General features: G+C 70.7%; 23 protein-coding genes. 12 read left to right on the top strand and 11 right to left on the bottom strand.

Annotated features, from left to right (window positions below; all coding sequences use genetic code 11):
* Positions 1–25: 25 nt before the first annotated feature.
* Positions 26–1390 carry a diaminobutyrate--2-oxoglutarate transaminase family protein gene (locus ACFU9P_RS29275; protein ID WP_384086507.1) on the bottom strand — a complete coding sequence of 455 codons (1365 nt, stop codon included), beginning with the start codon at positions 1388–1390 and terminating at the stop codon, positions 26–28.
* 334 nt (positions 1391–1724) lie between these two features.
* On the opposite strand from ACFU9P_RS29275, the gene ACFU9P_RS29270 reads away from it, so the two are divergent.
* Positions 1725–2936, top strand: coding sequence for a trypsin-like serine peptidase (locus ACFU9P_RS29270; RefSeq protein ID WP_376379785.1), 1212 nt, complete (start codon positions 1725–1727; stop codon positions 2934–2936).
* A gap of 100 nt (positions 2937–3036) precedes the next feature.
* Here ACFU9P_RS29270 and hflX read toward each other — a convergent pair whose 3' ends face one another.
* The 6 genes from hflX to miaA form a co-directional block, all read right to left on the bottom strand.
* Positions 3037–4527, bottom strand: coding sequence for a GTPase HflX (gene hflX, locus ACFU9P_RS29265; RefSeq protein WP_384086504.1), 1491 nt, complete (start codon positions 4525–4527; stop codon positions 3037–3039).
* Between the two features lie 157 nt (positions 4528–4684).
* On the bottom strand, positions 4685–6211 hold the full coding sequence (locus ACFU9P_RS29260) for a M1 family metallopeptidase (RefSeq protein WP_384086501.1): 1527 nt from the start codon (positions 6209–6211) through the stop codon (positions 4685–4687).
* A gap of 103 nt (positions 6212–6314) precedes the next feature.
* A complete protein-coding gene (locus ACFU9P_RS29255; RefSeq protein ID WP_384086498.1) occupies positions 6315–8429 on the bottom strand; it encodes a RelA/SpoT family protein in 2115 nt (704 codons plus the stop codon).
* Positions 8430–8608: 179 nt separating this feature from the next.
* A complete protein-coding gene (gene dapF / locus ACFU9P_RS29250) occupies positions 8609–9520 on the bottom strand; it encodes a diaminopimelate epimerase (protein WP_384086495.1) in 912 nt (303 codons plus the stop codon).
* 98 nt (positions 9521–9618) lie between these two features.
* The gene (locus ACFU9P_RS29245; protein ID WP_376379816.1) at positions 9619–10056 is read right to left on the bottom strand and encodes a hypothetical protein; all 438 of its coding nucleotides are present in this window, start codon (positions 10054–10056) and stop codon (positions 9619–9621) included.
* 125 nt (positions 10057–10181) lie between these two features.
* The gene (gene miaA / locus ACFU9P_RS29240) at positions 10182–11120 is read right to left on the bottom strand and encodes a tRNA (adenosine(37)-N6)-dimethylallyltransferase MiaA (protein WP_384086492.1); all 939 of its coding nucleotides are present in this window, start codon (positions 11118–11120) and stop codon (positions 10182–10184) included.
* Positions 11121–11346: 226 nt separating this feature from the next.
* Here miaA and ACFU9P_RS29235 point away from each other — a divergent pair, with 226 nt between their 5' ends.
* A complete protein-coding gene (locus ACFU9P_RS29235; RefSeq protein ID WP_384086489.1) occupies positions 11347–11595 on the top strand; it encodes a hypothetical protein in 249 nt (82 codons plus the stop codon).
* A gap of 30 nt (positions 11596–11625) precedes the next feature.
* Entirely contained in the window at positions 11626–11874 is a 249-nt protein-coding gene (locus tag ACFU9P_RS29230) for an antitoxin (protein ID WP_376379804.1), read from the top strand.
* A gap of 113 nt (positions 11875–11987) precedes the next feature.
* Here the strand turns inward: ACFU9P_RS29230 and ACFU9P_RS29225 are convergent, their stop codons facing one another.
* Both ACFU9P_RS29225 and miaB read right to left on the bottom strand, forming a co-directional pair.
* Positions 11988–12764, bottom strand: a complete 777-nt coding sequence (locus ACFU9P_RS29225) for a class III extradiol dioxygenase subunit B-like domain-containing protein (protein ID WP_384086485.1) — start codon at positions 12762–12764, stop codon at positions 11988–11990.
* A 41-nt stretch (positions 12765–12805) separates the two neighbouring features.
* The gene (miaB, locus tag ACFU9P_RS29220) at positions 12806–14293 is read right to left on the bottom strand and encodes a tRNA (N6-isopentenyl adenosine(37)-C2)-methylthiotransferase MiaB (RefSeq protein WP_376385495.1); all 1488 of its coding nucleotides are present in this window, start codon (positions 14291–14293) and stop codon (positions 12806–12808) included.
* Between the two features lie 121 nt (positions 14294–14414).
* Between miaB and ACFU9P_RS29215 the strand changes: the two genes are divergently transcribed.
* Positions 14415–15416, top strand: coding sequence for a TAXI family TRAP transporter solute-binding subunit (locus tag ACFU9P_RS29215; protein WP_384086737.1), 1002 nt, complete (start codon positions 14415–14417; stop codon positions 15414–15416).
* Positions 15417–15507: 91 nt separating this feature from the next.
* Here the strand turns inward: ACFU9P_RS29215 and ACFU9P_RS29210 are convergent, their stop codons facing one another.
* Positions 15508–16899, bottom strand: a complete 1392-nt coding sequence (locus ACFU9P_RS29210) for an ATP-binding protein (RefSeq protein ID WP_384086482.1) — start codon at positions 16897–16899, stop codon at positions 15508–15510.
* 6 nt (positions 16900–16905) lie between these two features.
* Entirely contained in the window at positions 16906–17619 is a 714-nt protein-coding gene (locus ACFU9P_RS29205; RefSeq protein ID WP_384086479.1) for a response regulator transcription factor, read from the bottom strand.
* 249 nt (positions 17620–17868) lie between these two features.
* Here ACFU9P_RS29205 and ACFU9P_RS29200 point away from each other — a divergent pair, with 249 nt between their 5' ends.
* The 8 genes from ACFU9P_RS29200 (at position 17869) to ACFU9P_RS29165 (ending at position 24227) form a co-directional block, all read left to right on the top strand.
* Complete coding sequence (locus ACFU9P_RS29200; RefSeq protein WP_384086477.1) at positions 17869–18654, top strand: amino acid ABC transporter ATP-binding protein; 786 nt, start codon at positions 17869–17871, stop codon at positions 18652–18654.
* 107 nt (positions 18655–18761) lie between these two features.
* Positions 18762–19601, top strand: a complete 840-nt coding sequence (locus tag ACFU9P_RS29195; protein ID WP_376385489.1) for a glutamate ABC transporter substrate-binding protein — start codon at positions 18762–18764, stop codon at positions 19599–19601.
* A 114-nt stretch (positions 19602–19715) separates the two neighbouring features.
* Entirely contained in the window at positions 19716–20390 is a 675-nt protein-coding gene (locus tag ACFU9P_RS29190; protein WP_093591941.1) for an amino acid ABC transporter permease, read from the top strand.
* A complete protein-coding gene (locus tag ACFU9P_RS29185; RefSeq protein WP_376385486.1) occupies positions 20387–21292 on the top strand; it encodes an amino acid ABC transporter permease in 906 nt (301 codons plus the stop codon). Before ACFU9P_RS29190 ends, ACFU9P_RS29185 begins: the two co-directional genes overlap by 4 nt.
* Before the next feature lie 143 nt (positions 21293–21435).
* On the top strand, positions 21436–23052 hold the full coding sequence (locus ACFU9P_RS29180) for an FAD-dependent monooxygenase (protein WP_376385484.1): 1617 nt from the start codon (positions 21436–21438) through the stop codon (positions 23050–23052).
* Positions 23053–23084: 32 nt separating this feature from the next.
* Positions 23085–23171 carry a putative leader peptide gene (locus tag ACFU9P_RS29175; RefSeq protein WP_311605579.1) on the top strand — a complete coding sequence of 29 codons (87 nt, stop codon included), beginning with the start codon at positions 23085–23087 and terminating at the stop codon, positions 23169–23171.
* A 76-nt stretch (positions 23172–23247) separates the two neighbouring features.
* Complete coding sequence (locus ACFU9P_RS29170) at positions 23248–23814, top strand: cysteine dioxygenase (RefSeq protein ID WP_376385481.1); 567 nt, start codon at positions 23248–23250, stop codon at positions 23812–23814.
* Positions 23811–24227 (top strand): rhodanese-like domain-containing protein, encoded by a 417-nt coding sequence (locus ACFU9P_RS29165; RefSeq protein WP_376385478.1) that lies wholly within the window; start codon positions 23811–23813, stop codon positions 24225–24227. The genes ACFU9P_RS29170 and ACFU9P_RS29165 overlap by 4 nt, the downstream gene beginning before the upstream one ends.
* The last annotated feature ends 47 nt before the right edge of the window (positions 24228–24274 follow it).

Here is a 24274-nt window from a genome sequence, read left to right as displayed (position 1 = left end):
GGCCGGCGTCGGCGGTGTCCTCGGGTCATGGGCACGGGTCCGTTCCGCTCCGGCGCTGCGCCGCACGCTCGGCTACGGCGAGTGCGTCGGCGAAGCGGTCGAGGACCGCGACGGCCTGTTCGTCGGTGAGCGTGAGCGGAGGGAGCAGCCGCACGACCGACGAACGGCGGCCGCCCAGTTCGACGATGAGGCCACGGCTCAGGCACTCGCGCTGGACGGCGGCGGCGAGTGCGGGGTCCGGCGGCGCGGGGTCGCCGGAGGCCGGAGCGACGAGTTCCACACCGATCATGAGACCACGCCCGCGTACGTCTCCGACACAGCGGTGGGTCGCGGCCAGCCCCTGGAGCTGTGCCAGCATCCGCGCGCCGAGGACCGCGGCGCGGCCGGCCAGCCCGTTCTCCCGTACGTACGCGAGGGTCGCGGCGCCCGCCGCCATCGCGAGCTGGTTGCCCCGGAAGGTGCCCGCGGGGGTTCCGGGCGGCCAGCAGTCGAGGTCGGCGCGGTAGACGATCAGGGCCAGCGGAAGTGAGCCGCCGATCGCCTTCGAGAGCACCATCACGTCGGGGACGATCCCGCTGTGCTCCACGGCCCAGAAGGCACCGGTCCGCCCCACCCCGGTCTGCACCTCGTCGGCGATGAGCGGAATGGACCGCTCCGCCGTCAGTTCGCGCATTCTTCGCAGCCAGGTGTCGGGCGCGGGGATCACTCCGCCCTCGCCCTGGACGGGTTCCAGGATCATTCCGGCGGGCACCGGTGCCGCGCCCCTGGGGTCGTCGAGCAGATCCTCGGTCCAGCGCGCGGCGAGTTCGGCGCCGCGGTCGCCGCCGACACCGAAGGGGCAACGGTAGTCGTACGGGTAGGGCAGCCGGATCACTCGCGCGTCCCGGGCACCGGCGGAGGCCGCGAGGGCCCCGGCCGTCATTCCGTGGCTCGCTCCGGTGAAGGCGAGCAGGGTGTCGCGGCCGGTGGCGGTACGGACAAGGGTGAGGGCGGCCTCGACGGCGTCACTGCCCGCGGGACCGCAGAACCGCACCCGCGCGTTCTCGGCGAACCGCCGCGGCAGGGTCGCGAACAGCTCGGTGGTGAAGGCGTCCTTGACCGGGGTGGCGAGGTCCGGGACATGTAACGGAGCACCCGAGTCGAGGACTTTCCTGATCGCTTCGAGGACAACCGGGTGGTTGTGCCCGAGGGCGAGGGCGCCCGCCCCGGAGCCGCAGTCCAGATACCGCCGCCCGTCCGCCCCTTCGATCGTCAGCCCCCTGGCGCGCACCGGCACGATGGGCAGCGACCGCGCGTAGGTACGGGCCGCCGTTTCACGCGAGGGCTGGCGCCGGAGAATGCCCTCGTGCGCGACGGTGGGCGCCGCCGGAGCTGGTTCGGTCACGGCCACGGCTGTCGGTCCTCCCGCTGTCACGGTTCGGTCACATGTCAGTACGGCGCTCGCCCGGCGAATGTTCGACGGTGAAGCCTGCCCGGTCCCCCGTATGTACCAACGACGCGGAATGCCCCGGATCACGGGCTGCCCAAAGATCCTTGCCACTGAAAACCGGTCAGGGATCAGGCCGGAAACCGCTCACGGAACCACAGCCCTGCCGTACGCCGTCCCCATCGGCACCGGCATAGTGGAGGGTCTTGTCCTGGCCCCAACACCGAAGCCGGGACGCGTCATTCGCTTTCCGTACGAACTGTTCCGAACTGTTCCGAAGTCCCAGGGGGATCACGCCATGCGACCCATTCGCCCGACGCTCGCCGCACGCCGTGGAAGGAGCACCCGGCGCCGATTCCCCGCCCTGGCCGCGGTCTCGGTCGCCGCGACGCTCGCGCTGACGGCCACCGCCTGCGGGCCGGGCGAGGAGAACGCCGCGGCCGAGCCGAGCGCCGCGGCAGACGGCCAGATCACGATTCCGGACGATCTCAAGGACCGGCTCAAGGAGCACGGGATCGATCCGGACAAGTGGCGCAACGGCGAGTGGAAGAACTGGGACAAGGACAAGTGGCTCCGTGAGGCCAGGGATTTCGTCAACCCGATCATCGAGGACCTCTGGGACCCGGACCGGATGCGGGACGCGGAGCAGCCGCCGGAGCGGCCCGTCAAGGAGCAGGACATCTCCGGCGATGCGGGAGTGACCGACCCGACGCCGCAGCCCGTCACCGCGCAGGAGGTCACTACTCCGTACGGGGAGAACGCGGCCGAGTCGGGCAAGCTGTTCTTCGACGGGCCCGAGGGATCGATGGTCTGCTCGGCGACCGTGGTCCAGGACCCGGCCCACCCCGGCAAGTCCAACATGGTCTGGACTGCGGGCCATTGTGTGCACGCGGGCAAGGCCGGCGGCTGGTACCGCAACCTCGCCTTCGTCCCCTCGTACAACAACGAGGGCCTGTCGATGGCCGAGTCGGAGAACGCCCCCCAGGAGCAGATCGCACCGCACGGAGTCTGGTGGGCCGACTGGGCGCAGACCTCCGAGCAGTGGATAGCCCAGGGCGCGTCGACCGGTGGCCAGGGCGCTCCGTACGACTTCGCGGTCATCCATGTCACCCCGGAGAAGGGCAGCACCGCCACCTCGCTGGAGGAGACGGTCGGTTCGGCCCTTCCGGTGGACTTCAACGCCCCGGCCACGCCGCAGATCGCGAGCATGACGGCGACCGGCTACCCGGCGGCGCCGCCGTTCGACGGCCAGAAGCTCTACCAGTGCGAGGACAAGCCGGGCCGGCTGTCGCTGAACGCCGACGACCCGACGATGTACCGCGTCGGCTGCACCATGACGGGCGGCTCGTCCGGCGGCGGCTGGGTGGCGGCCGGCCAGGACGGCAAGCCGGCCCTGGTCTCCAACACCTCCATAGGCCCGGTCACCGCGGGCTGGCTGGCCGGACCGCGTCTCGGCGATGTCGCCAAGGGTGTCTACCACGGCGTCATCGATAAGTTCGTGCGGCAGTAGAAGCAGCGAGCTCGCATCCCGTACGACCGATGGCCCGCCCTCTCATCGCGAGGGGGCGGGCCATCGGCTTATGTGCGCACCGGACGTACGGTCCGTACGGTCAGCGTGCCACCGGCACATACGGCGCGAGCGCCGCCGCCAGTTCCTCATGGACCCGTGCCTTGAGCACCGTGCCCTCCGGGGTGTGCTCCTCGGAGAGCACCTCGCCCTCGGCATGCACCCGCGAGACCAGTCCGCCTTCCGTGTACGGCAGGAGGACCTCCACCTCGACCTCGGGCCGGGGCAGTTCGGCGTCGATCAGCGCGAGCAGCTCGCCGATTCCGGTGCCCGTACGCGCGGAGACGGCGATCGCGTGCCGCTCCATGCGCATCAGGCGCTGGAGGACCAGCGGATCGGCGGCGTCCGCCTTGTTGATCACCACGACCTCGCGTACGTCGACCGCGCCCACATCGCGGATCACCTCACGCACGGCGGCGATCTGCTCCTCCGGCGCCGGGTGCGAGCCGTCCACCACATGCAGGATCAGATCGGAGTCACCGACCTCCTCCATGGTGGAGCGGAACGCCTCGACGAGATGGTGCGGCAGATGCCGGACGAATCCGACGGTGTCGGCCAGCGTGTAGATCCGGCCGCTGGGGGTCTCGGCCCGGCGCACGGTCGGGTCGAGGGTCGCGAACAGCGCGTTCTCCACGAGCACGCCCGCGCCGGTGAGCCGGTTGAGCAGCGAGGACTTGCCCGCGTTGGTGTATCCGGCGATGGCGACCGACGGCACCCGGTGGCGCCGCCGCTCCTGGCGCTTGATCTCACGGCCGGTCTTCATCTCCGCGATCTCCCGGCGCATCTTCGCCATCTTCTCGCGGATCCGCCGCCGGTCCGTCTCGATCTTGGTCTCACCGGGGCCTCGGGTGGCCATACCGCCACCGCCGCCGCCACCCATCTGCCGGGACAGCGACTGGCCCCAGCCGCGCAGCCTCGGCAGCATGTACTGCATCTGGGCCAGCGCGACCTGTGCCTTGCCCTCACGGGACTTGGCGTGCTGGGCGAAGATGTCCAGGATCAGGGCCGTACGGTCGACGACCTTGACCTTGACGACATCTTCGAGGTGGATGAGCTGGCCGGGGCTCAGCTCTCCGTCGCAGACGACGGTGTCGGCGCCGCTGTCCAGCACCAGGTCCCGCAGCTCCTGGGCCTTGCCGGAGCCGATATAGGTGGCCGGATCGGGCTTGTCCCGCCGCTGGATCACTCCGTCGAGCACCAGCGCGCCCGCCGTCTCGGCGAGGGCCGCCAGCTCGGCGAGGGAGTTCTCCGCCTCCCCCACGGTGCCCGAGGTCCACACGCCGACCAGCACGACCCGCTCAAGGCGGAGCTGGCGGTACTCGACCTCGGTGACATCCTCCAGCTCGGTAGAGAGACCCGCCACGCGCCGTAGCGCGGCGCGCTCGGAGCGGTCGAACTGGTCGCCGTCCCGCTCTCCGTCGATCTCGAAGCTCCAGGCGACGTCCTCTTCCATCAGGGCATCGGCCCGGAGGCTGTCCGTGCGGTGGTTCGCGAAGCTCTGCGTGTCCTGGGAAGGGGAAGAAGAGGAGGTCATTGGATCCTTACGTCGCATGGAAGGCCATCGAATGCCGGCCGCTACAGTCACAACGCGTGACGATCCGGAATGATTCCCGGCGCCGCCGACATCTCGATGGTGACACGGTTCCGCCCGGCCGTCACTCGTGTTTGCGCCCCGGCTCCGCTGCCCGCTCTCACGCTCCGTCGCGGGACCGCGCCACACCGGGCGGCACGGCGACGGCTCCCGGGCGGTGCCGCGCGTCCCGGGCCGGATCGCGTTCGACGGGAGGGTCGGTCCGCCAGTCGGGGTGGCCCGGCATCGGCGGGGTCGTCCGCCCGTACAGCCACTCCTTGAAGAATCCCGACAGGTCGCGCCCCGAGATACGTGAGGCCAGCGAGGTGAAGTCCGCCGTGGTGGCCGTCCCGTCCCGGTGGATCCGTACCCAGTCACGCTCCAGCCGCTGGAAGGCGTCATTGCCGATCCGCTGCCGCAGCGCGTAGAGGACCAGGGCGCTGCCGTCGTACACGACCGGCCGGAAGAGGCTGATCGGCTCGCCCGGGGTCGGCGGTTCCGGGCTGGCGGGAGGTCCGCCGGCGGCCCGCCAGCGGTCGGAGTTGCGGTACGCGTTGCGCATCCGCGTCTCCAGCGCCTTCTTGGCGTGCTCCTCCGCGTACCGCGCCTCGTACCAGGTCGCGTGGCCTTCGTTGAGCCAGAGGTCCGACCAGGCGCGCGGCGAGACGCTGTTCCCGAACCAGTGGTGGGCCAGCTCATGGACCATGATCGAGTCGACGTACCACTCGGGGTACTCCGGACGGGTGAACAGGGAGCGCTCGAACAGCGTGAGGGTCTGTGTCTCCAGCTCGAAGCCCGTGTCCGCGCCGGCGATCAGCATGCCGTACGTCTCGAAGGGGTACGGCCCCACCTCCCGCTCCATCCACCGGAGGTGCGCCGGCGTCTTGGCGAGCCAGCGCTCCAGCTTCTCGCGGTCGGCGGCCGGCACCACATCCCGTACGGGGAGTCCGTGCGGCCCCTCGCGGTGGACCACGGCCGAGTCCCCGATCGAGACCTGCGCGAGTTCCGTGGCCATGGGGTGGTGGGTGCGGTAGGTCCAGATCACGGTTCCGCCATGGCGGGTCTTCGCCACGGGGAGTCCGTTGGCCACCGCGGTCAGCCGCGCGGGCGTGGTGATACGGAAGGTGAAGTAGGCCTTGTCGGCGGGGTGGTCGTTGCTCGGGAACACCCGGCGCGCGGCATCGGCCTGGTTGGCCATGGCCAGCCCGTCGGTGGTGCGCAGCCAGCCGCCGTCCTTGCCGTCCGTCTCACTGGTGTGATGAACGGTGATCCGCATCCGCGCGCCTTCGTCGATCGCGCCCCGCGGGGTGACCACCAGATCCTCTCCGGCGGTCACGAACCTGGCGGGGGCGCCATTGACCTCGACCGAGCTGACGGTGCCCTGGGTCAAGTCGAGGTTGACGCGTTCCAGCCGCTCCGTCGTCAGGGCGTCGATCTTGGTGACGGCGTCCAGCGGCTTGGTGTTGTCGCCGCTGTAGGTGAAGGCGAGGTCATAGGCGGTTACGTCGTAACCGGGGTTGCCCAGATACGGGAAGAGGGGATCGCCGATACCGAGGGGCTCGGGCGGGGGCAGTGTCGCGGCGACAAGGGTGGCCGAGGCAGCGGCGGCCAGCAGGGCGGCGCGCAGTCGGCGAGAGGTGAACGGCATGGTGTACGGCTATCAGCGCCCGCCCTCACCCGTCCGGCGGCGCGCTCCGTACCCACCCGAAAGGGGCAGGTCAGAGCGCGGAAGCCCGCCGGATGCCGTTCTGTCACGCGGTTGACACCGGATGCTGGGCGCGGCTCACGTCGTACACCCCCGGCACATCGCGCATCGCGCGCATCAGGGCGGACAGGCCCGCCGCGTCGGGCAGTTCGAGGGTGTAGGTGTGCCGTACGCGCTGTTCGCTGGGCGGCTCCACGGTGGCCGAGACGATCGCCGCGCCCGCCGTGGCGATCGTCTCCGTGAGATCGGCCAGCAGCCGGGGCCGCCCGAAGGACTCGACGTACAGCGTGACCGTGCACTCCGAGGCGTCCCCCCAGCTCACCGCGACCGGCCGGCGGTCCAGCGCGCGCATCCGGTCCACCGCGCGGCACTCCTGCCGGTGGACCCTGACCACGCCGCCGCGGACCGGGAAGCCGGTGACGGCGTCGGGGGGTACGGGGGTGCAGCAGCCGGCCAGCCGTACGGTCGCTCCCGGCAGGTCCACCACGGCGTTGGCGGTGGAGCGCCGGTCCGCGGTGGGGGCGTGGGACGCGCGGGGCGCGGCATCGGGCGGCCGCACCGCTTCGGGGTGCGCGGCCAGCCATCCGGTGATGGCGATCCTGGCGGCGGCCGTACGGGCGTGGTCCAGCCACTCGGGAGAGGGGCCCGAGGCCGCGTCCTGGGCCAGCAGGAGCTGGACCGTGTCGCCGTCGCTCAGGACCGTACTCAGCGGCGCCAGACGCCCGTTGACCCTGGCGCCCAGACAGCGGTGCGCGGCCTCGCCGTACTGCGCGTACGCGGCGTCCACACAGGTCGCCCCGGCCGGCAGCCCGAGGAGCCCGCCCTCGGCGCGGAAGACCGTGATCTCCCGGTCCTGGGCGAGGTCCGCGCGGAGCGTCGTCCAGAAGGTGTCCGGGTCGGGTGCGGCCTGCTGCCACTCCAGGAGCCGGGAGAGCCAGCCGGGCCTGGTCGGGTCGGTCCGCTCGCCGTCCGGGGTCTCCGCGCCCGCTTCCGGTCCCGTACCGTCCACCGGTCCCGAACTGTCCACCGACGCGTACGGATTGCCGAGCGCGACGACTCCGGCCTCGGCGACCTTGTGCATCTGGTGGGTACGGATGAGGACTTCGGCGACCGCGCCGTCCGGGCCGGCGACGGCTGTGTGGAGCGACTGGTACAGATTGAACTTGGGCGCGGCGATGAAGTCCTTGAACTCGGAGATCACCGGCGTGAAGCAGGTGTGCAGCTCGCCCAGCACCGCGTAACAGTCCGCGTCCTCACCGACCAGCACCAGCAGCCTGCCGAAGTCCGTGCCGCGCAGCTCGCCGCGTTTGAGCCTGGACCGGTGTACGGAGACGAAGTGCCGTGGGCGTACGAGCACTTCGGCGGCGATGCCCGCCTCGCGCAGCACCCGTCTGACGTCCTCGGAGATGGCCGCGAGGGCATCGCCCGCGGTGGCGTTCTCCGCGATCAGGGCGCGGGTGTGGGCGTACTCGTCGGGATGGAGGATCGCGAAGACCAGATCCTCCAGCTCGGTCTTGAGTGCCTGGACGCCCAGGCGTTCGGCGAGCGGAATGAGCACGTCCCGGGTGACCTTGGCGATACGGGCCTGCTTCTCCGGGCGCATCACCCCGAGGGTGCGCATATTGTGCAGCCGGTCGGCGAGCTTGATCGACATCACCCGGACATCGTTGCCAGTGGCGACGAGCATCTTCCGGAAGGTCTCCGGCTCGGCGGCGGCGCCGTAGTCGACCTTTTCCAGCTTGGTCACGCCGTCGACCAGATAGCAGACCTCGTCGCCGAACTCGGCGCGCACCTGATCGAGCGTCACCTCGGTGTCCTCGACGGTGTCGTGGAGCAGCGAGGCGGTCAAGGTCGTGGTCTCGGCGCCCAGTTCGGCGAGGATCAGGGTCACGGCCAGCGGATGCGTGATGTACGGCTCGCCGCTCTTGCGGAACTGTCCGCGGTGCGAACTCTCCGCGAGGACATACGCCTTGCGCAGTACGGAGAGGTCGGCGTCCGGGTGGTGCGCGCGGTGCGCGTCCGCGACATGGCCCATGGCGTCCGGCAGCCGGTCCCTGGAGGCGGGACCCAGTAACGCGGCCCTGCCGAGCCGACGGAGGTCGATCCGGGGAAGGCCGCGTCTGCGACTGTGGGCACCAGGGCTGGTGGCCTCTGCACTCATGGGCGCCTCCGGGCAGCTTCGACCGGCGGTGCGAAGAAGCGGGAACGCCCTCCGGGCCGGTGCTTGATGCTACCGAGCCCACCACGTGGAGCAGTCCCGCTCCCGCCCGGCGTGAAACGGATCACCCATTCGAGCGAAGCTCCAGCGAACCTGTAGTGAGCCCCCAGGCCACGGAATCTCTAGGCCTGGGCGGTCGCGAGCCAGTGCGGGTCGATGTGTCCCTCCGCGACGATCACGGCGGGCCCGGTCATCTCGATCCCGCCGTCGGGCCGTTCCGTGATGAGCAGCCGGCCGCCGGGGAGATCCACGGTGTACGTGACGGGGGCGCCGGTCACGGCCGGGTCGGCGCCGTCCCTGCGGGCGGCGGCGACGGCCACGGCGCAGGCGCCCGTACCGCATGAGCGGGTCTCGCCCGAGCCGCGCTCGTGCACCCGCATGGCGACATGGCGCGGGCCCCGGGAGACGACGAATTCGACATTGACCCCGTCCGGGTAGACCGACGAGGGGCTGACGGGCGGCTCGGTGAGCAGAGAGCCCGCGTGCGCGAGGTCGTCGACGAAGGCGACCGCGTGCGGATTGCCCATGTTGACGTTACGGGCGGGCCAGGCGCGGCCGCCGACGGTGACCGTGACGCCCTGCTCGGGGAGCGCGGCGCGCCCCATGTGGACCGTGATGTCGCCGTCCCTTACGGGGCCTCCGGCCGGGCCCGTGCTCTTGGCGAGGTGCGCCTTCTTCACTCCGGCGCGGGTCGCCACGGCCAGATCGCCCGCCTCCGCCAGTCCCGCGCGCTGGAGATAGCGGGCGAAGACCCGGACGCCGTTGCCGCACATCTCTGCGACCGATCCGTCGGCGTTGCGGTAGTCCATGAACCACTCGGCCTCGGCCGCCATGGCGTGTGCCTCGGGGTGCGCGGCGGACCGTACGACATGGAGCAGCCCGTCGGCACCTATGCCGGCCCTGCGGTCGCACAGGGCGGCGACGGCCCGGGCGGGCAGGTCGACGGTGTTGTCCGGGTCGGGGACGATCACGAAGTCGTTCTCGGTCCCATGGCCCTTGAGGAAGGCGATCGGAGTGGTCTGCGAGGTGCTCACGGGCCCATCGTACGAGCAGCCACCGACAACGGCGGCCGCTCCGCGGCCGACGGGATCTCCCGGCGCCTCGCATCGGCCCCGCCGGTCCCGCGCCGTGGTCAGCGCAGCCGGGCGACCCGCCAGACGGCGAGGGCGACCAGGGCGGCGGCCACGGTCACGTACAGGGCGATGACCCGCCAGTCGGGCCGTTCCCCGGAGGCACGCGACGGCAGCCCGGGCCAGGTGTGGCCGACCCGGCTGGCGGCCATCATGCCCCAGCCCGCGGCGCAGCAGCTGATCAGGAGTCCCAGCATGGCGACGACCGCCCCGCCGTCCCCGGTGCCGAAGGCAAGGGGGAAGGCGAACATCAGGGAACCGATCGCCGCGAGCCCCACGATGGGCGCGAGCTGCCAGATCCGCAGCCGGCGCTGGGGCCGCAGCTCGACCTCGACCTCGGGGGTCACGGTCTGCTCCTCCGGCCCGTCGGGACTCAGTCCCGGAGCGTCGTTCCGCGTGTCCGGTACGGTTGGTTCTCTGTCACGAGGGCCGGCCTCCATCGCCACGCGCCCTCCCCATTCGGACTCCACTGGCCGATCGATGCCCGATGGTCGATCGATGCTCGATGATGGCACGCCCGGAGGGACCGCACGCACGAGCGGAGCGTCCCGATGCCATCACGTGATCAGGCTGTGACCGCTCGTTCGACCAACGCCAGCGCCCGGTGCGGGAGTTCCTCCCGCTGCTCCGTTCCGCCGCCCAGCCAGTGCACCCGTGAGTCGCGGCGGAACCATGAATCCTGGCGGCGCGCGAAGCGTTTGGTGGCGCGTACGGTCTCGGCGCGCGCCTCTTCGTCGGTGCACTCCCCCGCGAGCGCCGCGAGCACCTGCTGGTAGCCCAGCGCGCGCGAGGCGGTACGCCCCCGGCGCAGCCCCTGGCGCTCCAGGGAGCGCACCTCGTCCACGAGTCCGGCCTCCCACATCCGGTCCACGCGCTGCGCGATCCGGATGTCCAGCTCGGGCCGGGCGACATCGACCCCGATCTGGAGGGTGTCGTAGACGGCGTCGTGGCCGGGGAGATTGGCGGTGAAGGGCTTGCCGGTGATCTCGATGACCTCCAGCGCGCGGACGATACGGCGGCCGTTGCTGGGCAGGATCGCGCGGCCGGCCTGGGGGTCCGCGGCGGAAAGCCGGTCGTGCAGGACGCCCGAGCCGCGCGCGGTCAGCTCCGTCTCCAGCCTGGCGCGCACCTCGGGGTCGGTGCCGGGGAAGTCGAGTGCGTCGATGGCTCCCCGTACGTACAGCCCCGAGCCGCCCACCAGGACGGGGGTACGGCCCGCCGCCAGCAGCCGGTCGATCTCGGCCCTGGCCAGCTTCTGGTACTCGGCGACGCTGGCCGCCTCGGTGACATCCCAGATGTCCAGGAGGTGGTGCGGGATACCGGCGCGCTCGCCCGCCGTCAGCTTGGCGGTCCCGATATCCATTCCCCGGTAGAGCTGCATGGAGTCGGCGTTGACGACCTCACCGTCGAGTTGCCGGGCGAGATGGACGCCCAGATCGGACTTGCCGGCCGCGGTGGGACCGACGACGGCGATGACCCGCGGTGCGGTAGCTGCGCTTCTCACTGCCCCAGTCTTGCAAACTCGCAGGCCCGTACCCGAATGAGTTACGTGACGGCATGCGGCCGGGTTCGTTGCCTGTTGCGAGGGTTCCGCCGCCGGTTTTCCGTCCGGCGCTCCCGCGTGGCGGGACGGCGCGCCCGGGCGGCGCGGAATTTCACCCTCACGAGTATTCTATGGAGAAGATATGGGTGTATTTTCACGGCTTCGCCGGAAGTCAGCAGCCGCGTCCGTGGCGTCAACCGAGGAGGCAGAGGCCGCCACTCCGACGGCCGATGCGGCCAGTGCGGCCGGTTTCACGGGTGAGGACGCCGTGCGGGACGGGGCCGAGGTCGGGGCGAAGGAGACCGGAGCGGCGGGGGCCGGGCCGGCCGAGAGCGACAGGACCGAGGCGCCGGCCGCGGAGGGCGTGGAGATCCCCAAGCAGCAGTCGGCTGAGGCAGCGGCGGACAATGAGGCCGGGAACAGCACCCGCACCTAGACCGTTGTCTCCTCCGAGGGAAGGTGGGCCATGGGCTTCATGGATACGTTGAAGGCCAGAATCGCTCCGGCCAAGGACAAGGTCTCGGACTTCGCGCAGCAGCACGGAGGCAAGATCGAGCACGGGCTGGAGAAGGCTGCCCGTACGGTCGATCAGAAGACCAAGGGCAAGTACAGCGACAAGATCGACGCGGGGACGGGCAAGGCGAAGGACGCCCTGGGCCGGCTCGCCCACAAGGACGACGGCAGCACCCCGCCACCGCCACCGCCCGCCTCCTGATCCTCGGCAACGGCTGTGGACGGCCGCGCGGTGCCTCCGGGCGCCGCGCGGCCGCCGGGTTTCCGGGCCTGCTTCGGGCCGGCCTTGTCAGGGCCTACGAGCAGCAGCCGGGCCTACGTCCAGGCCGCGACGAAGTATCCGACGCCGTAGGGGGCGGCGTCGTACAGCAGCTCTCCGCTCAGGCGCGCGTCGTCGGCGGCGCCGGCGAGGAGCTGCCAGGGCGCACGGCCCGCGGCCTTGAGGTCGTACGCCAGCTCCGCGTCCAGCGCCTTCAGCGCCGCCGCGTCGGCCGCCGCCAGGGCCCGTGCCACGGTCTCGTCGAAACCGGCCGCCCGCTCCTCCAGATATCCGGGCGCCTTGAGCGTGCGGCAGGCGCTGCCGTCGCCCATCACCAGCAGGGCCACCCGGTCGGAGCGGCCCGCGATCTCCTTGCCCGCCTGGACACACCGGTCCGTGGCGAGTGGTTCTCCGACGCCGAGCCCCGAGACCGGGGCGGCGGACCAGTGGACGCGCTCCAGGAGCCAGGCCGCGACCGCGAGCGAGGTCGGCAGCTCGCGCTGAGCGTCGGCACCCCTGGCACCCCCGGCGCCCGCTCCGGCGTGCGCCCCGGTGTCCGTCCGTACATCCGCTCCGGCGTGCGCCCCGCCCAGTACGACATCGACCGCCACCCCGAACCCCCGGAACGAGCCGGTCGCCCCTTCCGGATACGGCCCCCGGCCCTCCTGCCCCGCGGGCCCCACGACGACCAGCAGATCGGGCCGCGCCGCCGCCAGCACTCCCAACGCGTCCTCGCACGCCGCGCGCGCCTCGTCCAGTTCCGGAGCCGCCGACGCGGCCACCTCCGGCACGAGCAGCGGTGGACAGGGACATACGGCAGCGGCGACCAGCATGATCGAACCCTAACGCGGGTGCCCCGCCCCAGGGCCGGCCGTCAGCCGGCGGCGCAGCCGCCCGTCGCGGCGGGCAGCGGAGCCGGTACACCGACCGTGGGCAGCCCCAGCAGCACCCCCGCCGGCTTCGCGGCCTCGGCGGCGTTGCGCCGCTCCCAGGCGTCCCCGGCGCGGGTACGCCGTACCTCCCGGGTCGGCCCCTCGGCGAGCAGATGGTGCGGAGCGGCGTAGGTGATCCCGACGGTCACCACATCGCCGGGGCGCACCTCCGCGTCCGGCTTGGTGAAGTGCACGAGCCGGTTGTCGGGGGCGCGCCCGGAGAGCCGGTGGGTGGCGCCGTCCTTGCGCCCCTCGCCCTCGGCGACCATGACCTCCAGCGTCCTGCCGACCTGCTTCTTGTTCTCCTCCCAGGAGATCTCCTCCTGGAGGGCGGACAGGCGCATGTAGCGGTCCTGAACGACGTCCTTGGGGATCTGTCCGGCCATCTCGGCGGCCGGGGTCCCGGGGCGCTTCGAGTACTGGAAGGTGAAGGCCTGCGCGAAGCGCGCCTCGCGCACCACCCGCATGGTCTGCTCGAAGTCGTCCTCGGTCTCGCCGGGGAAGCCCACGATGATGTCGGTGGAGATGGCGGCGTGCGGGATGGCGGCGCGTACCTTGCCGATGATGCCGAGGTAGCGGTCCTGCCGGTACGAGCGGCGCATCGCCCGCAGGACGGTGTCCGAGCCGGACTGGAGCGGCATATGGAGCTGCGGCATCACATTGGGCGTCTCGGCCATCGCCGCGATCACATCGTCCGTGAAGTCCCGCGGGTGCGGTGAGGTGAAGCGGACCCGCTCCAGGCCCTCGATGGTCCCGCAGGCCCGCAGCAGCTTGGAGAACGCCTCGCGGTCGCCGATGTCGGAACCGTACGCGTTGACGTTCTGGCCGAGCAGTGTGATCTCGGAGACGCCCTCGCCGACCAGCGCCTCGATCTCGGCCAGGATGTCGCCGGGGCGGCGGTCCTTCTCCTTGCCGCGCAGCGCGGGGACGATGCAGAACGTGCAGGTGTTGTTGCAGCCCACGGAGATGGAGACCCACGCGGCATAGGCGGACTCGCGGCGGGTCGGCAGCGTGGAGGGGAACGCCTCCAGCGACTCGGCGATCTCGACCTGCGCCTCTTCCTGGATGCGCGCGCGCTCCAGGAGGACGGGCAGCTTGCCGATGTTGTGCGTCCCGAAGACGACATCGACCCAGGGCGCCCGCCGCACGATGGTGTCGCGGTCCTTCTGTGCCAGACAGCCGCCGACGGCGATCTGCATCCCGGGCCGCTTGGTCTTCATGGGGGCGAGCCGGCCGAGATTGCCGTACAGCTTGTTGTCGGCGTTCTCCCGCACCGCGCAGGTGTTGAAGACGACGACATCGGCGTCCCCGTCGGAGCCTTCGGGCGCCCGGACGTACCCGGCTCCCTCCAGCAGGCCCGACAGCCGCTCGGAGTCGTGGACATTCATCTGGCACCCGTAGGTGCGCACCTCGTAAGTCTTCGCGCTCATCTCGCCCACCAGAGTACGGGGTCCCTCCGGACCGGCGCCCCTGGCTTACGCACGGCCGCTCATCGTGGCCGACGACAGCCGGGCCTGGTCTTCGCGGGTGGTGAGCTGGCAGGATCGCGGCATGTTCGCGGCGCTGTCCCGTATCGGCCGTGGCCGGGTCCTCCAGGGCGCCGCCACGTTGGTGGTGCTCGGGCTGCTGGTGTGGTGGCTGGTGCCCTTCGGACCGGCGTCGCCCAGCGGGTCGGTCACCTTCAGTACGGGCGTGCCGAGCGGGGTCTACCAGCGGTACGGAACGCTCCTCAAGGAGGACCTCGGCCGCGATCTGCCGAACGTGTCGATACAGCTCAAGACCAGCGAGGGCTCGCAGCAGAACCTCGCGTGGGTGGCGACCGGGAAGGCCGATTTCACCGTCGCCACCGCCGATGCCGTCGCCAAGTACCAGGAGGACCGCAAGCCGGGCGCGGACCGGCTGCGCGGGTGCGCGCGGCTGTACGACGACTATGTGCAGCTCGTCGTCGCCAAGGACTCGCCGATCCGGTCCGTCGCGGGGCTGCGCGGCAGAACGGTGGGGGTGGGGCAGCAGGGGTCCGGGGTACGGCTGATAGCCGACCGGGTCATGACAGCGGCGCGCCTCGACCCGCAGCGGGACATCACCCCGGTCCCGGCCGGCATCGACACCATGCCGGGCCTGCTCGAACGGCACGAGCTGGACGCCTTCTTCTGGTCGGGCGGGCTGCCCACCGGAGCCGTGGACCTGCTGTCGAAGCGCTTCGACATCCGGCTGATCCCACTGGAGCCGGAGCTCATCGCCGGGCTCCACGCCTCGGGCGAGGCGGCTTCCCGCTACTACCGCTCCGCGGCGATACCGGCCGACGCCTATGCCAAGGTGCGGAACGGCGGGGTGGCCGTGCCGACGGTCGCGGTGGCGAATCTGCTGGTCACCACGGACCGCATGGACGCCGGGCTGACGGAGGGCTTCACCCGGACGGTGATCGACAGCCGGGACCGTATCGGCAAGAAGGTGCACCCGGCGCAGCTCGTGGACCTGCGGACGGCGATCTACACGGCCCCGCTGGAGCTGCACGAAGGCGCGATGCGCTACTACCAGTCGGTGAAACCCTAGGGCGCACACCAGGGCCGACGCATCAGGACGGCCGACATATGCAGGACAGCCGAGGTATCAGAACAGCCGACGTATCAGGACGGCCGACGCATCAGGACATCGGGGACGACCGCGGAACGCTCAGCGTCACCCGCAGCCCGCCCGGCTCGCCATGCGCGTACGAGATCGAGCCGCCGCCCGCCGCCAGCAGTGCCCGGGAGATGGACAGGCCAAGACCCGACCCCTTGATGTTCTGATGGCGGTTGCTGCGCCAGAACCGGTCGCCGATCCGGGCGATCTCGTCGTCCGTGAGCCCGGGCCCGCCGTCATTGATCGAGATCGTGGACGTTTCACCATTACGGGCGACCGTCACCGTGACCTCTTCACCCGCCGGAGTGAACTTCAGGGCATTGTCGATGACCGCGTCCAGGGCGCTGGAGAGCGCGATCGGATCGGCCCAGGCGGTGACCGCGGCCGAGTGCTCGGTCAGCCGCACGCCCTTCTCGTCGGCCAGCGCCCGCCAGGCAGCGACCCGTTCGGTGGTCAGCTCGCCGATGTCCGTGAGCCGCAGATCGGCGGCGGCGTGCTCGGCCAGCGCCAGGTCCAGCAGATCGTCCAGCACCTGTGCGAGGCGCTTGCCCTCCGTCCGTACGGAGGCGATCTCCTCGTTCCCCTTGGGCAGTTCGAGCGCGAGCAGCTCGATGCGGAGCAGCAGCGCGGAGAGCGGATTGCGCAACTGGTGGGAGGCGTCGGCGACAAAGGCGCGCTGCTGCTCCAGCACCTCTTCGACGTTATCGGCCATCTCATTGAACGAGCCGGCCAGACGGCGCAGTTCGGGCGGCCCCCCGGCCGCCGCCACCCGGGAGTTCATCCGGCCGGTGGCGATGTCGTGCGTCACGGCGTCCAGTACACGTACGGGCCTGAGCACCCAGCCCGTCAGCCGGATCGCGGCCCCCACGGCCAGCAGCATGGCCAGCACCTCGCCCGCGGCGATCACCAGCCAGCCCTTGAGGATGCGTGAACGCATCTGCCCGGTGGGCGAGTCGGTCACCACGACCGCGACGACGTCTCCGTCCCGTACCACCGGCGAGTCGACGATGAGCCTGCTGTTCTGCCAGGGCCAGACCTGCTCGGGATCGTCGCTGCGGCGGCCCAGCAGGGCCTCCTCAAAGGACTGCCGCCCCTCCCCCTCCACAGGCACCGTCCAGTCCTTGGGGGCGCGCGCCATGAAGTCGTTGTCGCGGTAGAAGACGCCCACCCTGATCCCGTAGACGTCGTGGTAGCGGGTGAGTTCCTCCTGAAGCAGCGCGCGCCGCTCGTCGGTGCCCGCACGGCCGTCGGCGACGAACTGCGCGAGCGCCGCGACCCGAGTGGTGTCGTCGATCCGGTCGACGACCACGCGCTGCTGCTGCGCGGCGGCGAGACTCACCGCCAGAGGGAAGCCCAGCGCGAGGAGCACACCCGCCATGAGGATGATGAGCAGCGGCAGCAGTCGGGAACTCACGGGACGTTACGGTCCTTGATGCGCGGCCGGGACGACCAGCCGGTAGCCGACGCCCCTGACGGTCTCGATCACCGCGGGCATGCCGAGCTTGCCGCGCAGCGACGCCACATGGACTTCGAGGGTCCGCCCCGTGCCCTCCCAACTGGTGCGCCACACCTCGCTGATGATCTGCTCGCGCCCGAAGACCACCCCGGGCCGCTGGGCGAGCAGTGCCAGCAGATCGAACTCCTTGCGGGTGAGCTGGACGGGCGTACCGTCCACGGTGACCCGTCGCGTGGGCAGTTCCAGGGTGAGGCGCCCGAGCCGCTGGGCCGCCTCGGCCGTGGGTCCCGCCTCCTCGCCGCCCGTACGCCGCCGGCTCACCGCGTGGATACGCGCGAGGAGTTCACCGGTGTCGTACGGCTTGACCACATAGTCGTCGGCCCCGAGATTGAGGCCGTGGATGCGGGAGCGGACATCGGCCCGCGCGGTCACCATGATGACCGGGGTCGAGGTGATCCGCCGGATCTTCCCGCAGACCTGGTAGCCGTCCTGGTCGGGCAGCCCGAGATCGAGAAGCACGACCGCGAACGGTTCCTTGCCCGCGTTGACGGCGGGCAGCAGCGCCTGGAGCGCCTCCTCGCCGCTTCTGGCGTGCACGACCTGGAAGCCGTGTTTGGCGAGCACGGCCGCCAGCGCCGCCGCGACATGATCGTCGTCCTCCACGAGCAGCAGTCTCACGGGCCCCCTTCGTGGTCGTGATCGCACAACGTATCTGGGCATCCACTCCGATGCCGCCGTGCCAGTCAAGAGTCTTCCCGTTACGCCAAGGTTTCCGTTACCCACCCGGTACTCCCCGCACCGCCCTCTTCACACGGAGTGTCCGGTTGCGGCCGGATCGTTATGCTCAATTTCAGCTCAGATGTGATGACGCTGGTCGCAGGGCGTGACTAGGGTCCTCCCAACCGAGGAGGACGGAGCAAGAAGCCGATGAGCGGAGTGTCAGTGACCAAGGGCGCCGAGGACGCCGTGCCTGCGACGGGCGATCTGGTCGTACTGAGCAACGTGAACAAACACTTCGGCGCGCTGCATGTGCTCCAGGACATCGATCTGACCATCGCCCGTGGCGAGGTCGTGGTCGTCATCGGACCTTCCGGGTCCGGCAAGTCCACACTGTGCCGCACCATCAACCGCCTGGAGACCATCGATTCGGGTGAGATCTCGATCGACGGCAAGCCGCTGCCGCAGGAGGGCCGTGAACTGGCCCGGCTGCGCGCGGATGTCGGCATGGTCTTCCAGTCGTTCAACCTCTTCGCACACAAGACGGTGCTGGAGAATGTGACGCTGGGCCAGATCAAGGTCCGCAAGACGGACAAGAAGGGTGCCGAGGAGAAGGCCCGCGGGCTGCTCGACCGGGTAGGCGTCGGTTCGCAGGCCGACAAGTACCCCGCCCAGCTCTCCGGCGGCCAGCAGCAGCGCGTCGCCATCGCGCGGGCGCTGGCGATGAATCCGAAGGTCATGCTCTTCGACGAGCCGACCTCGGCGCTCGACCCCGAGATGATCAATGAAGTGCTCGAAGTCATGCAGCAGCTCGCGCGTGACGGTATGACGATGGTCGTCGTCACCCATGAGATGGGCTTCGCGCGCTCCGCGGCGAACCGGGTCGTCTTCATGGCCGACGGCCGCATCGTCGAAGAGGCCACGCCCGACGCGTTCTTCAGCAATCCGCGAAGCGACCGCGCCAAGGACTTCCTCTCGAAGATCCTGCATCACTGACCGTTCATCACTGAACACGGCTCTTCACTTCACTGAACACGGCTCTCTTACGGCACCGAGTTCGGCAGAACCTGTTCGTCCACGTCTCACCCGAGGGAAGTTCACGCATGAAGCTTCACAAGGCAAGCGCGGCCGCCGCTGCGGCTCTCGTCCTCTCCCTGACCGCCACCGCGTGCGGCGGCGACAGCAGCGACGATTCCAGCGGCGACAGCGGTGGCGGGAAGATCACCATCGGTATCAAGTTCGACCAGCCCGGCCTCGGCCTGAAGAAGCCGGACGGCACCTACGCGGGCTTCGATGTCGATGTCGCCACCTATGTCGCCAAGGAACTGGGTTATGACGCCAAGGACATCGTCTGGAAGGAGTCGCCCAGCGCCGAGCGCGAGAACCTCATCTCCAACGGAGACGTGAAGTTCGTCGTCGCGAGCTACTCGATCAACGACGAGCGCAAGCAGAAGGTCGACTTCGCGGGCCCGTACTTCCTCGCCCACCAGGACCTGCTGGTCCGCTCGGACGACAGCTCCATCACCAAGGCCGCGGACCTCAACTCCAAGAAGCTCTGCTCCGTGACGGGTTCCACCTCGGCGCAGAACGTCAAGGAGGAACTCGCCCCCAAGGCCGACCTCCAGGAGTTCGGCGGCTACTCCGAGTGCCTGACCGGCCTGGAGAACAAGGCCGTTGACGCGCTGACCACGGACGACTCGATCCTCGCCGGGTACGCCTCGCAGCAGGAGCACCAGGGCAAGTTCAAGCTCGCGGGCCTCAAGCTCAGCGACGAGAACTACGGCATCGGTCTCAAGAAGGGCGACACCGAGCTGCAGACCAAGATCAACGCAGCCCTGAAGAAGATGGAGTCGGACGGCTCCTGGCAGAAGGCCGTGACCGCCAACTTCGGCCCGTCCGGCTACAAGAACGAGCCCGCCCCGGCGATCACCGAGGGCAGCTAGGACACGGCCCGGCAGGGCCGGACAGGCCCTGCCGGGGCCAGCCAGGAGTGACGCGCCGCCGGCCCGCCCGGCGGCGCGTACCGACCAGCCAACCAGGGGAGAGCGCGGAGCATCGTGTTCGACTTTCTTGATTCCGGGCAGTACGACCTGCTCGGCGCCTTCTGGGTGACGGTGCAGCTCACCCTCTACTCCGCAGTTGGTTCTCTCATATGGGGAACGCTGCTGGCCGGGATGCGCGTCAGTCCTGTGCCGCTGATGCGTGCCTTCGGTACCGCGTACGTCAATCTGGTCCGCAACACACCCCTGACCCTGGTCCTCGTGGCCTGTTCACTGGGGCTCGGTCTGACCCTCGGGATCACGCTCGGCGGCCAGGACTTCAAAACCATGGGCTTCCGGCTCGCCGTCCTGGGACTGGTGGCCTACACCGGCACCTTCGTCTGCGAGTCCCTGCGCTCCGGTATCAACACCGTGCCGGTCGGCCAGGCCGAGGCGGCCCGTGCGCTGGGGCTCAGTTTCTTCCAGGTGCTGACGCTGATAGTCCTTCCACAGGCGTTCCGCTCCGTGGTGGCGCCGCTGGCCAACGTACTGATCGCGCTGACCAAGAACACCACGGTGGCCTCGGCGATCAGTGTCGCGGAGGCCTCGGCGCTGATGAAGACAATGCTGGAGAACGAGACCAGCGCGCTCTTCGCGGTATTCGCCGTGTTCGCGTTCGGATTCATCGTTCTCACCCTCCCGACCGGTCTGATCCTGGGCTGGGTCAGCAAGCGAGTGGCGGTGAAGCGATGAGTGCCACGTCCGTTCTGTACGACACCCCCGGGGTTCGCGCCAAGCGGCGCAACATCTTCTACACGATCGTGTTCCTGGCGGTCCTCGCGCTCGCCGCCTGGTGGGCGCTGGCCGTGATGGCCGAGAAGCAGCAGCTCGCGGCCGAGAAGTGGAGCCCGTTCGTCACGGACTCCAAGGTCTGGACGACCTATCTGCTGCCGGGGCTCGGCGAGACCCTGAGGGCCGCGGCGCTGGCCATCGTGATCGCGCTGCCGCTCGGCGCGCTGCTCGGTATCGGCCGGCTCTCCGACCACGCCTGGATCCGGGTCCCGGTCGGTGCCGTCGTCGAGTTCTTCCGGGCCATTCCGGTGCTGCTGATGATGGTGTTCGCCGCTCAGCTTTATGTGCAGTTCACTGATGTCTCGTCGGATCTGCGCCCCCTGTACGCCGTGGTCACCGGCCTGGTGCTCTACAACGCCTCGGTAATGGCCGAGATCGTACGGGCGGGCATCCTCTCGCTGCCGAGCGGCCAGACGGACGCGGCGAAGGCCATAGGCATGCGCAAGGGCCAGACCATGTCGTACGTCCTGCTGCCGCAGGCGGTCACGGCGATGCTCCCTGCCCTGGTCAGCCAGCTCGTGGTGATCGTCAAGGACACCGCGCTGGGTGGCGCGATCCTCGGTTTTTCCGAACTGCTCTCGCAGGGCCGCACCATCACCGCGAACTACGGTGCCAACACCATCGCCACGTTCACCGTCATCGCGCTGATCTACATCGCGCTGAACTTCCTGCTCACGACCTTCGCCGGATGGCTGGAGCAGCGGCTGCGCCGGGGCAAGAAGAGCACGGGCGTCGTGCTGACCGCCGATGATGTGCAACAGGCCAGTGCTCCGGGCCGTGCCCCGGACGGCGGAGGCGCCTGAGGCGGACGGGACAGGGGGTGTACGCGCCGCTCAGGCCGTCGCTTGACGCAAGCACCCCCAGTGGGTTGCATACGTTCTGTGATCACGTACCGGGCTCCTACCGCCCTTGACCGCAAGACCGCACGGGCCGGAGGGGTCGCGCCGTGGACCCGGTGATCGTCGCCGGCGCGGGCCCTGTCGGACTCGCGCTCTCCCTGGCCCTCGCCGCGCAGGGAGTCCCGGCCGTCGTCCTGGACGAGGGTACGGGCGCGGACGAACAGCGTCCCGCCCGTACCGCCATACTGCGGCCCGACACCGCCGCCCTGGTGGCCCGGCTCGGCTGTACGACCCTCGGCGACGAGGGGACCCACTGGACCGGCTGGCGCCTGATGCGGCGCAAGCAGCTCATGCGGGAGTTGCCGCTCGGCGGTGAGAACGGCGCCCCGGCGCCTCTGCACATCCCCCAGCACGCCCTGACGCGCGGGCTGCGGGACGCCATCGCCGGCCAGGAGCTGGTACGGCTGGCCACCGGCAGCCGGCTCGACTCGCTGGAGCAGGACGAGCGCGGGGTCACCGTGCACACACGCGGGCCCGGGGCGACCTGGTGGCGCGGCAGCCATCTGGTGGGGTGCGACGGCGCCAGGTCGACCGTCCGCAAGCTGCTCAACATCCGTTTCCCGGGGCGCACGGCCGTGGAGCGGCACGCCGTCGCCGCGCTCCGCGTCGAACTCCCCTGGCCGGACGAGGCGCTGCTGCACCGTCAGCCGCCCTGGCCCAGCGGTGGCGAGGAGGTGTCGGCCAGGCCCCTCGCGGACAGCGTGTGGCGGCTGGACTGGCTGCTGCCCGCACGCGGCGAGCTGGTCACGCCCGACGCCCTCGTGACGCGTTTACGGGACACCCTGGCCGGCTGGTGCGGTGAGACCCCGCCGTACGAGCTGCTCGACACCGGCGTCTACACGCTGCACCACCGGCTCGCCAGGCGCTGGCGGGTGGGCAGGGCGTTCCTGGCTGGGGATGCTGCCCATCTGCTGGGCGCGGTGGGCACGCAGGGGCTCGACGAGGGGCTGCGGGATGTCGCCAACCTCGCGTGGAAGATCGCCGAGGACTGGCACCGGGGCGCGACGGAGACTCTGCTCGACAGCTATCAGGCCGAGCGGCGCACCGCCGTCGCCTCGCGGCTGCGCGCCGCCGACCAGTCGCTGCCGATACTGCGGGGCGGCAGCGGGCTGCGTACATACATGCCGGGCGCGCGCGGGCACGACACGCTCCTCGCCGACGGACATCTGGGGCACGGGCCATTGGGAGCACCGCCCTCGTATCCGCACTCCCCCCTCGCGCCTCCGTACGCCGAGGCGCAGACGGCCGTGGGCACGCCCCCCGGGGGTCCGGTCACGGATGTGCTGGTCATGGCGCCGGACGGGACCACCGCGCGGCTCAGGGACCGGCTCTGGCGGGGCCGGCTCCTGGTGGTGCTGGTCGCGCCGGGCACCGGAGTGTGGGACCGGCGGCACTGGGTGAGCGCGGGGGTGATGCCCCGGCTGGCCGCCGCGGTGAAGGCCCTGCCGGTACGGGCGGAGCTGCTGGTCACCGAGGCGTATCCGGGCGCCGCCGCGCACAGTGTGCTGCTCGTACGGCCGGACGGGCACCTGGTCACGGCCTTCGGCGGGGTGCGCCCCGCCGATCTGTACGCGGCGGCCGACGCGGCGCGCGGAGGCACTCCTTCCGTTTCCTCCCGGGCGTCGGGGCCGCCGTCGCCCGACCGCACTGTGAACATCAATTGACCGACGCGGGCGCACATGGTGTACTCCGGAACGTGACTGACACCGATGTGCGCCTGTGGCGGAGGGTCCATATGGACCTGGTCCGCTATGCGGGCTGCGTGTGTCGTCCGTCCTGTTGATTCGCCCCCTTGTCTTCACTCGCTCGCCGCGCTCGTCGCGGCAGCACACGCTCGCGAACCTTCCAGGACGGTCACCATGTCTCTTCCCGCTCGTACCCCCACGCCGGTCACCACCCCTGCCGGGCCCTCCACCGCGACGCCGGCCGGCTCCGGCCCCACCCCCGCCGAACTGCTCGCCTTCGTCCGCGGAACGGTCGCCGACACCGAACTCATCGCCTCGCTCCCCCTCGATCCCGAGGGGCGTACCTGGATCAGGCTCGACGGCCCCGCGGGCAGCGAGGCATGGCTGATCGGCTGGCCGCCCGGCACGGGCACCGGCTGGCACGACCACGGCGGCTCGCACGGCGCGTTCGCCACGGCGGCGGGCACCCTCAAGGAGGACTCGCTGGCGGCCCGGCTGCCCACCGAGGGCTGGAAGACCCTGGAGCTGGCCGAGGGCGTCGACCGTGAACGGACGCTGACGGCGGGCGAGGGCCGGGCGTTCGGCAGGCACCATGTGCACGAGGTGCGCAATGAGTCCCCGGCCGAGCACGCCATCTCCGTCCACGCGTACTTTCCGCCGCTGCCGCTGATGCGGCGCTACAGCCGCACGGGCGCCGTGCTCCGTCTCGAACATGTCGAGCGCCCCGAGGAGTGGCAGTGAGCGAGCGGACACGGACCGAGCCGGTGGTGGCCGAGCGGGTGGGGATAGACGAACTGCTGGAACGGGTCCGGGAGGACCTGGACCGGATCGGCCCCCGGGAGGCCTTCGAGGCCGCGGCGGAGGGCGCGCTGCTGGTGGACATCCGGTACGCGGCGCTGCGGGAGCGGGACGGGCTGATACCGGGAGCGCTGGTCGTCGAGCGCAATGAGCTGGAGTGGCGGCTCGACCCGCAGGGCAGTCACCGGGCGGCCGAGGCCACGAGCCATGACCTGCGTGTGGTGGTGGTCTGCAACGAGGGGTACGCGTCGAGCCTGGCCGCCGCGTCCCTGCGGCAGCTGGGACTGCACCGCGCGACCGACCTCGTCGGCGGCTTCCAGGCCTGGAAGGCCGAGGGCCTGCCGGTCACGCACTGAACGCCTGACCGCACCGCCGGGCGGGCCACCGCCCACCGTCGGCGAGC

This window comes from Streptomyces sp. NPDC057617, assembly GCF_042800555.1.
GTDB lineage: Bacteria > Actinomycetota > Actinomycetes > Streptomycetales > Streptomycetaceae > Streptomyces.
Note: the sequence above shows the minus strand (reverse complement) of the source record. Positions and strands in the feature narration are given on the sequence as shown.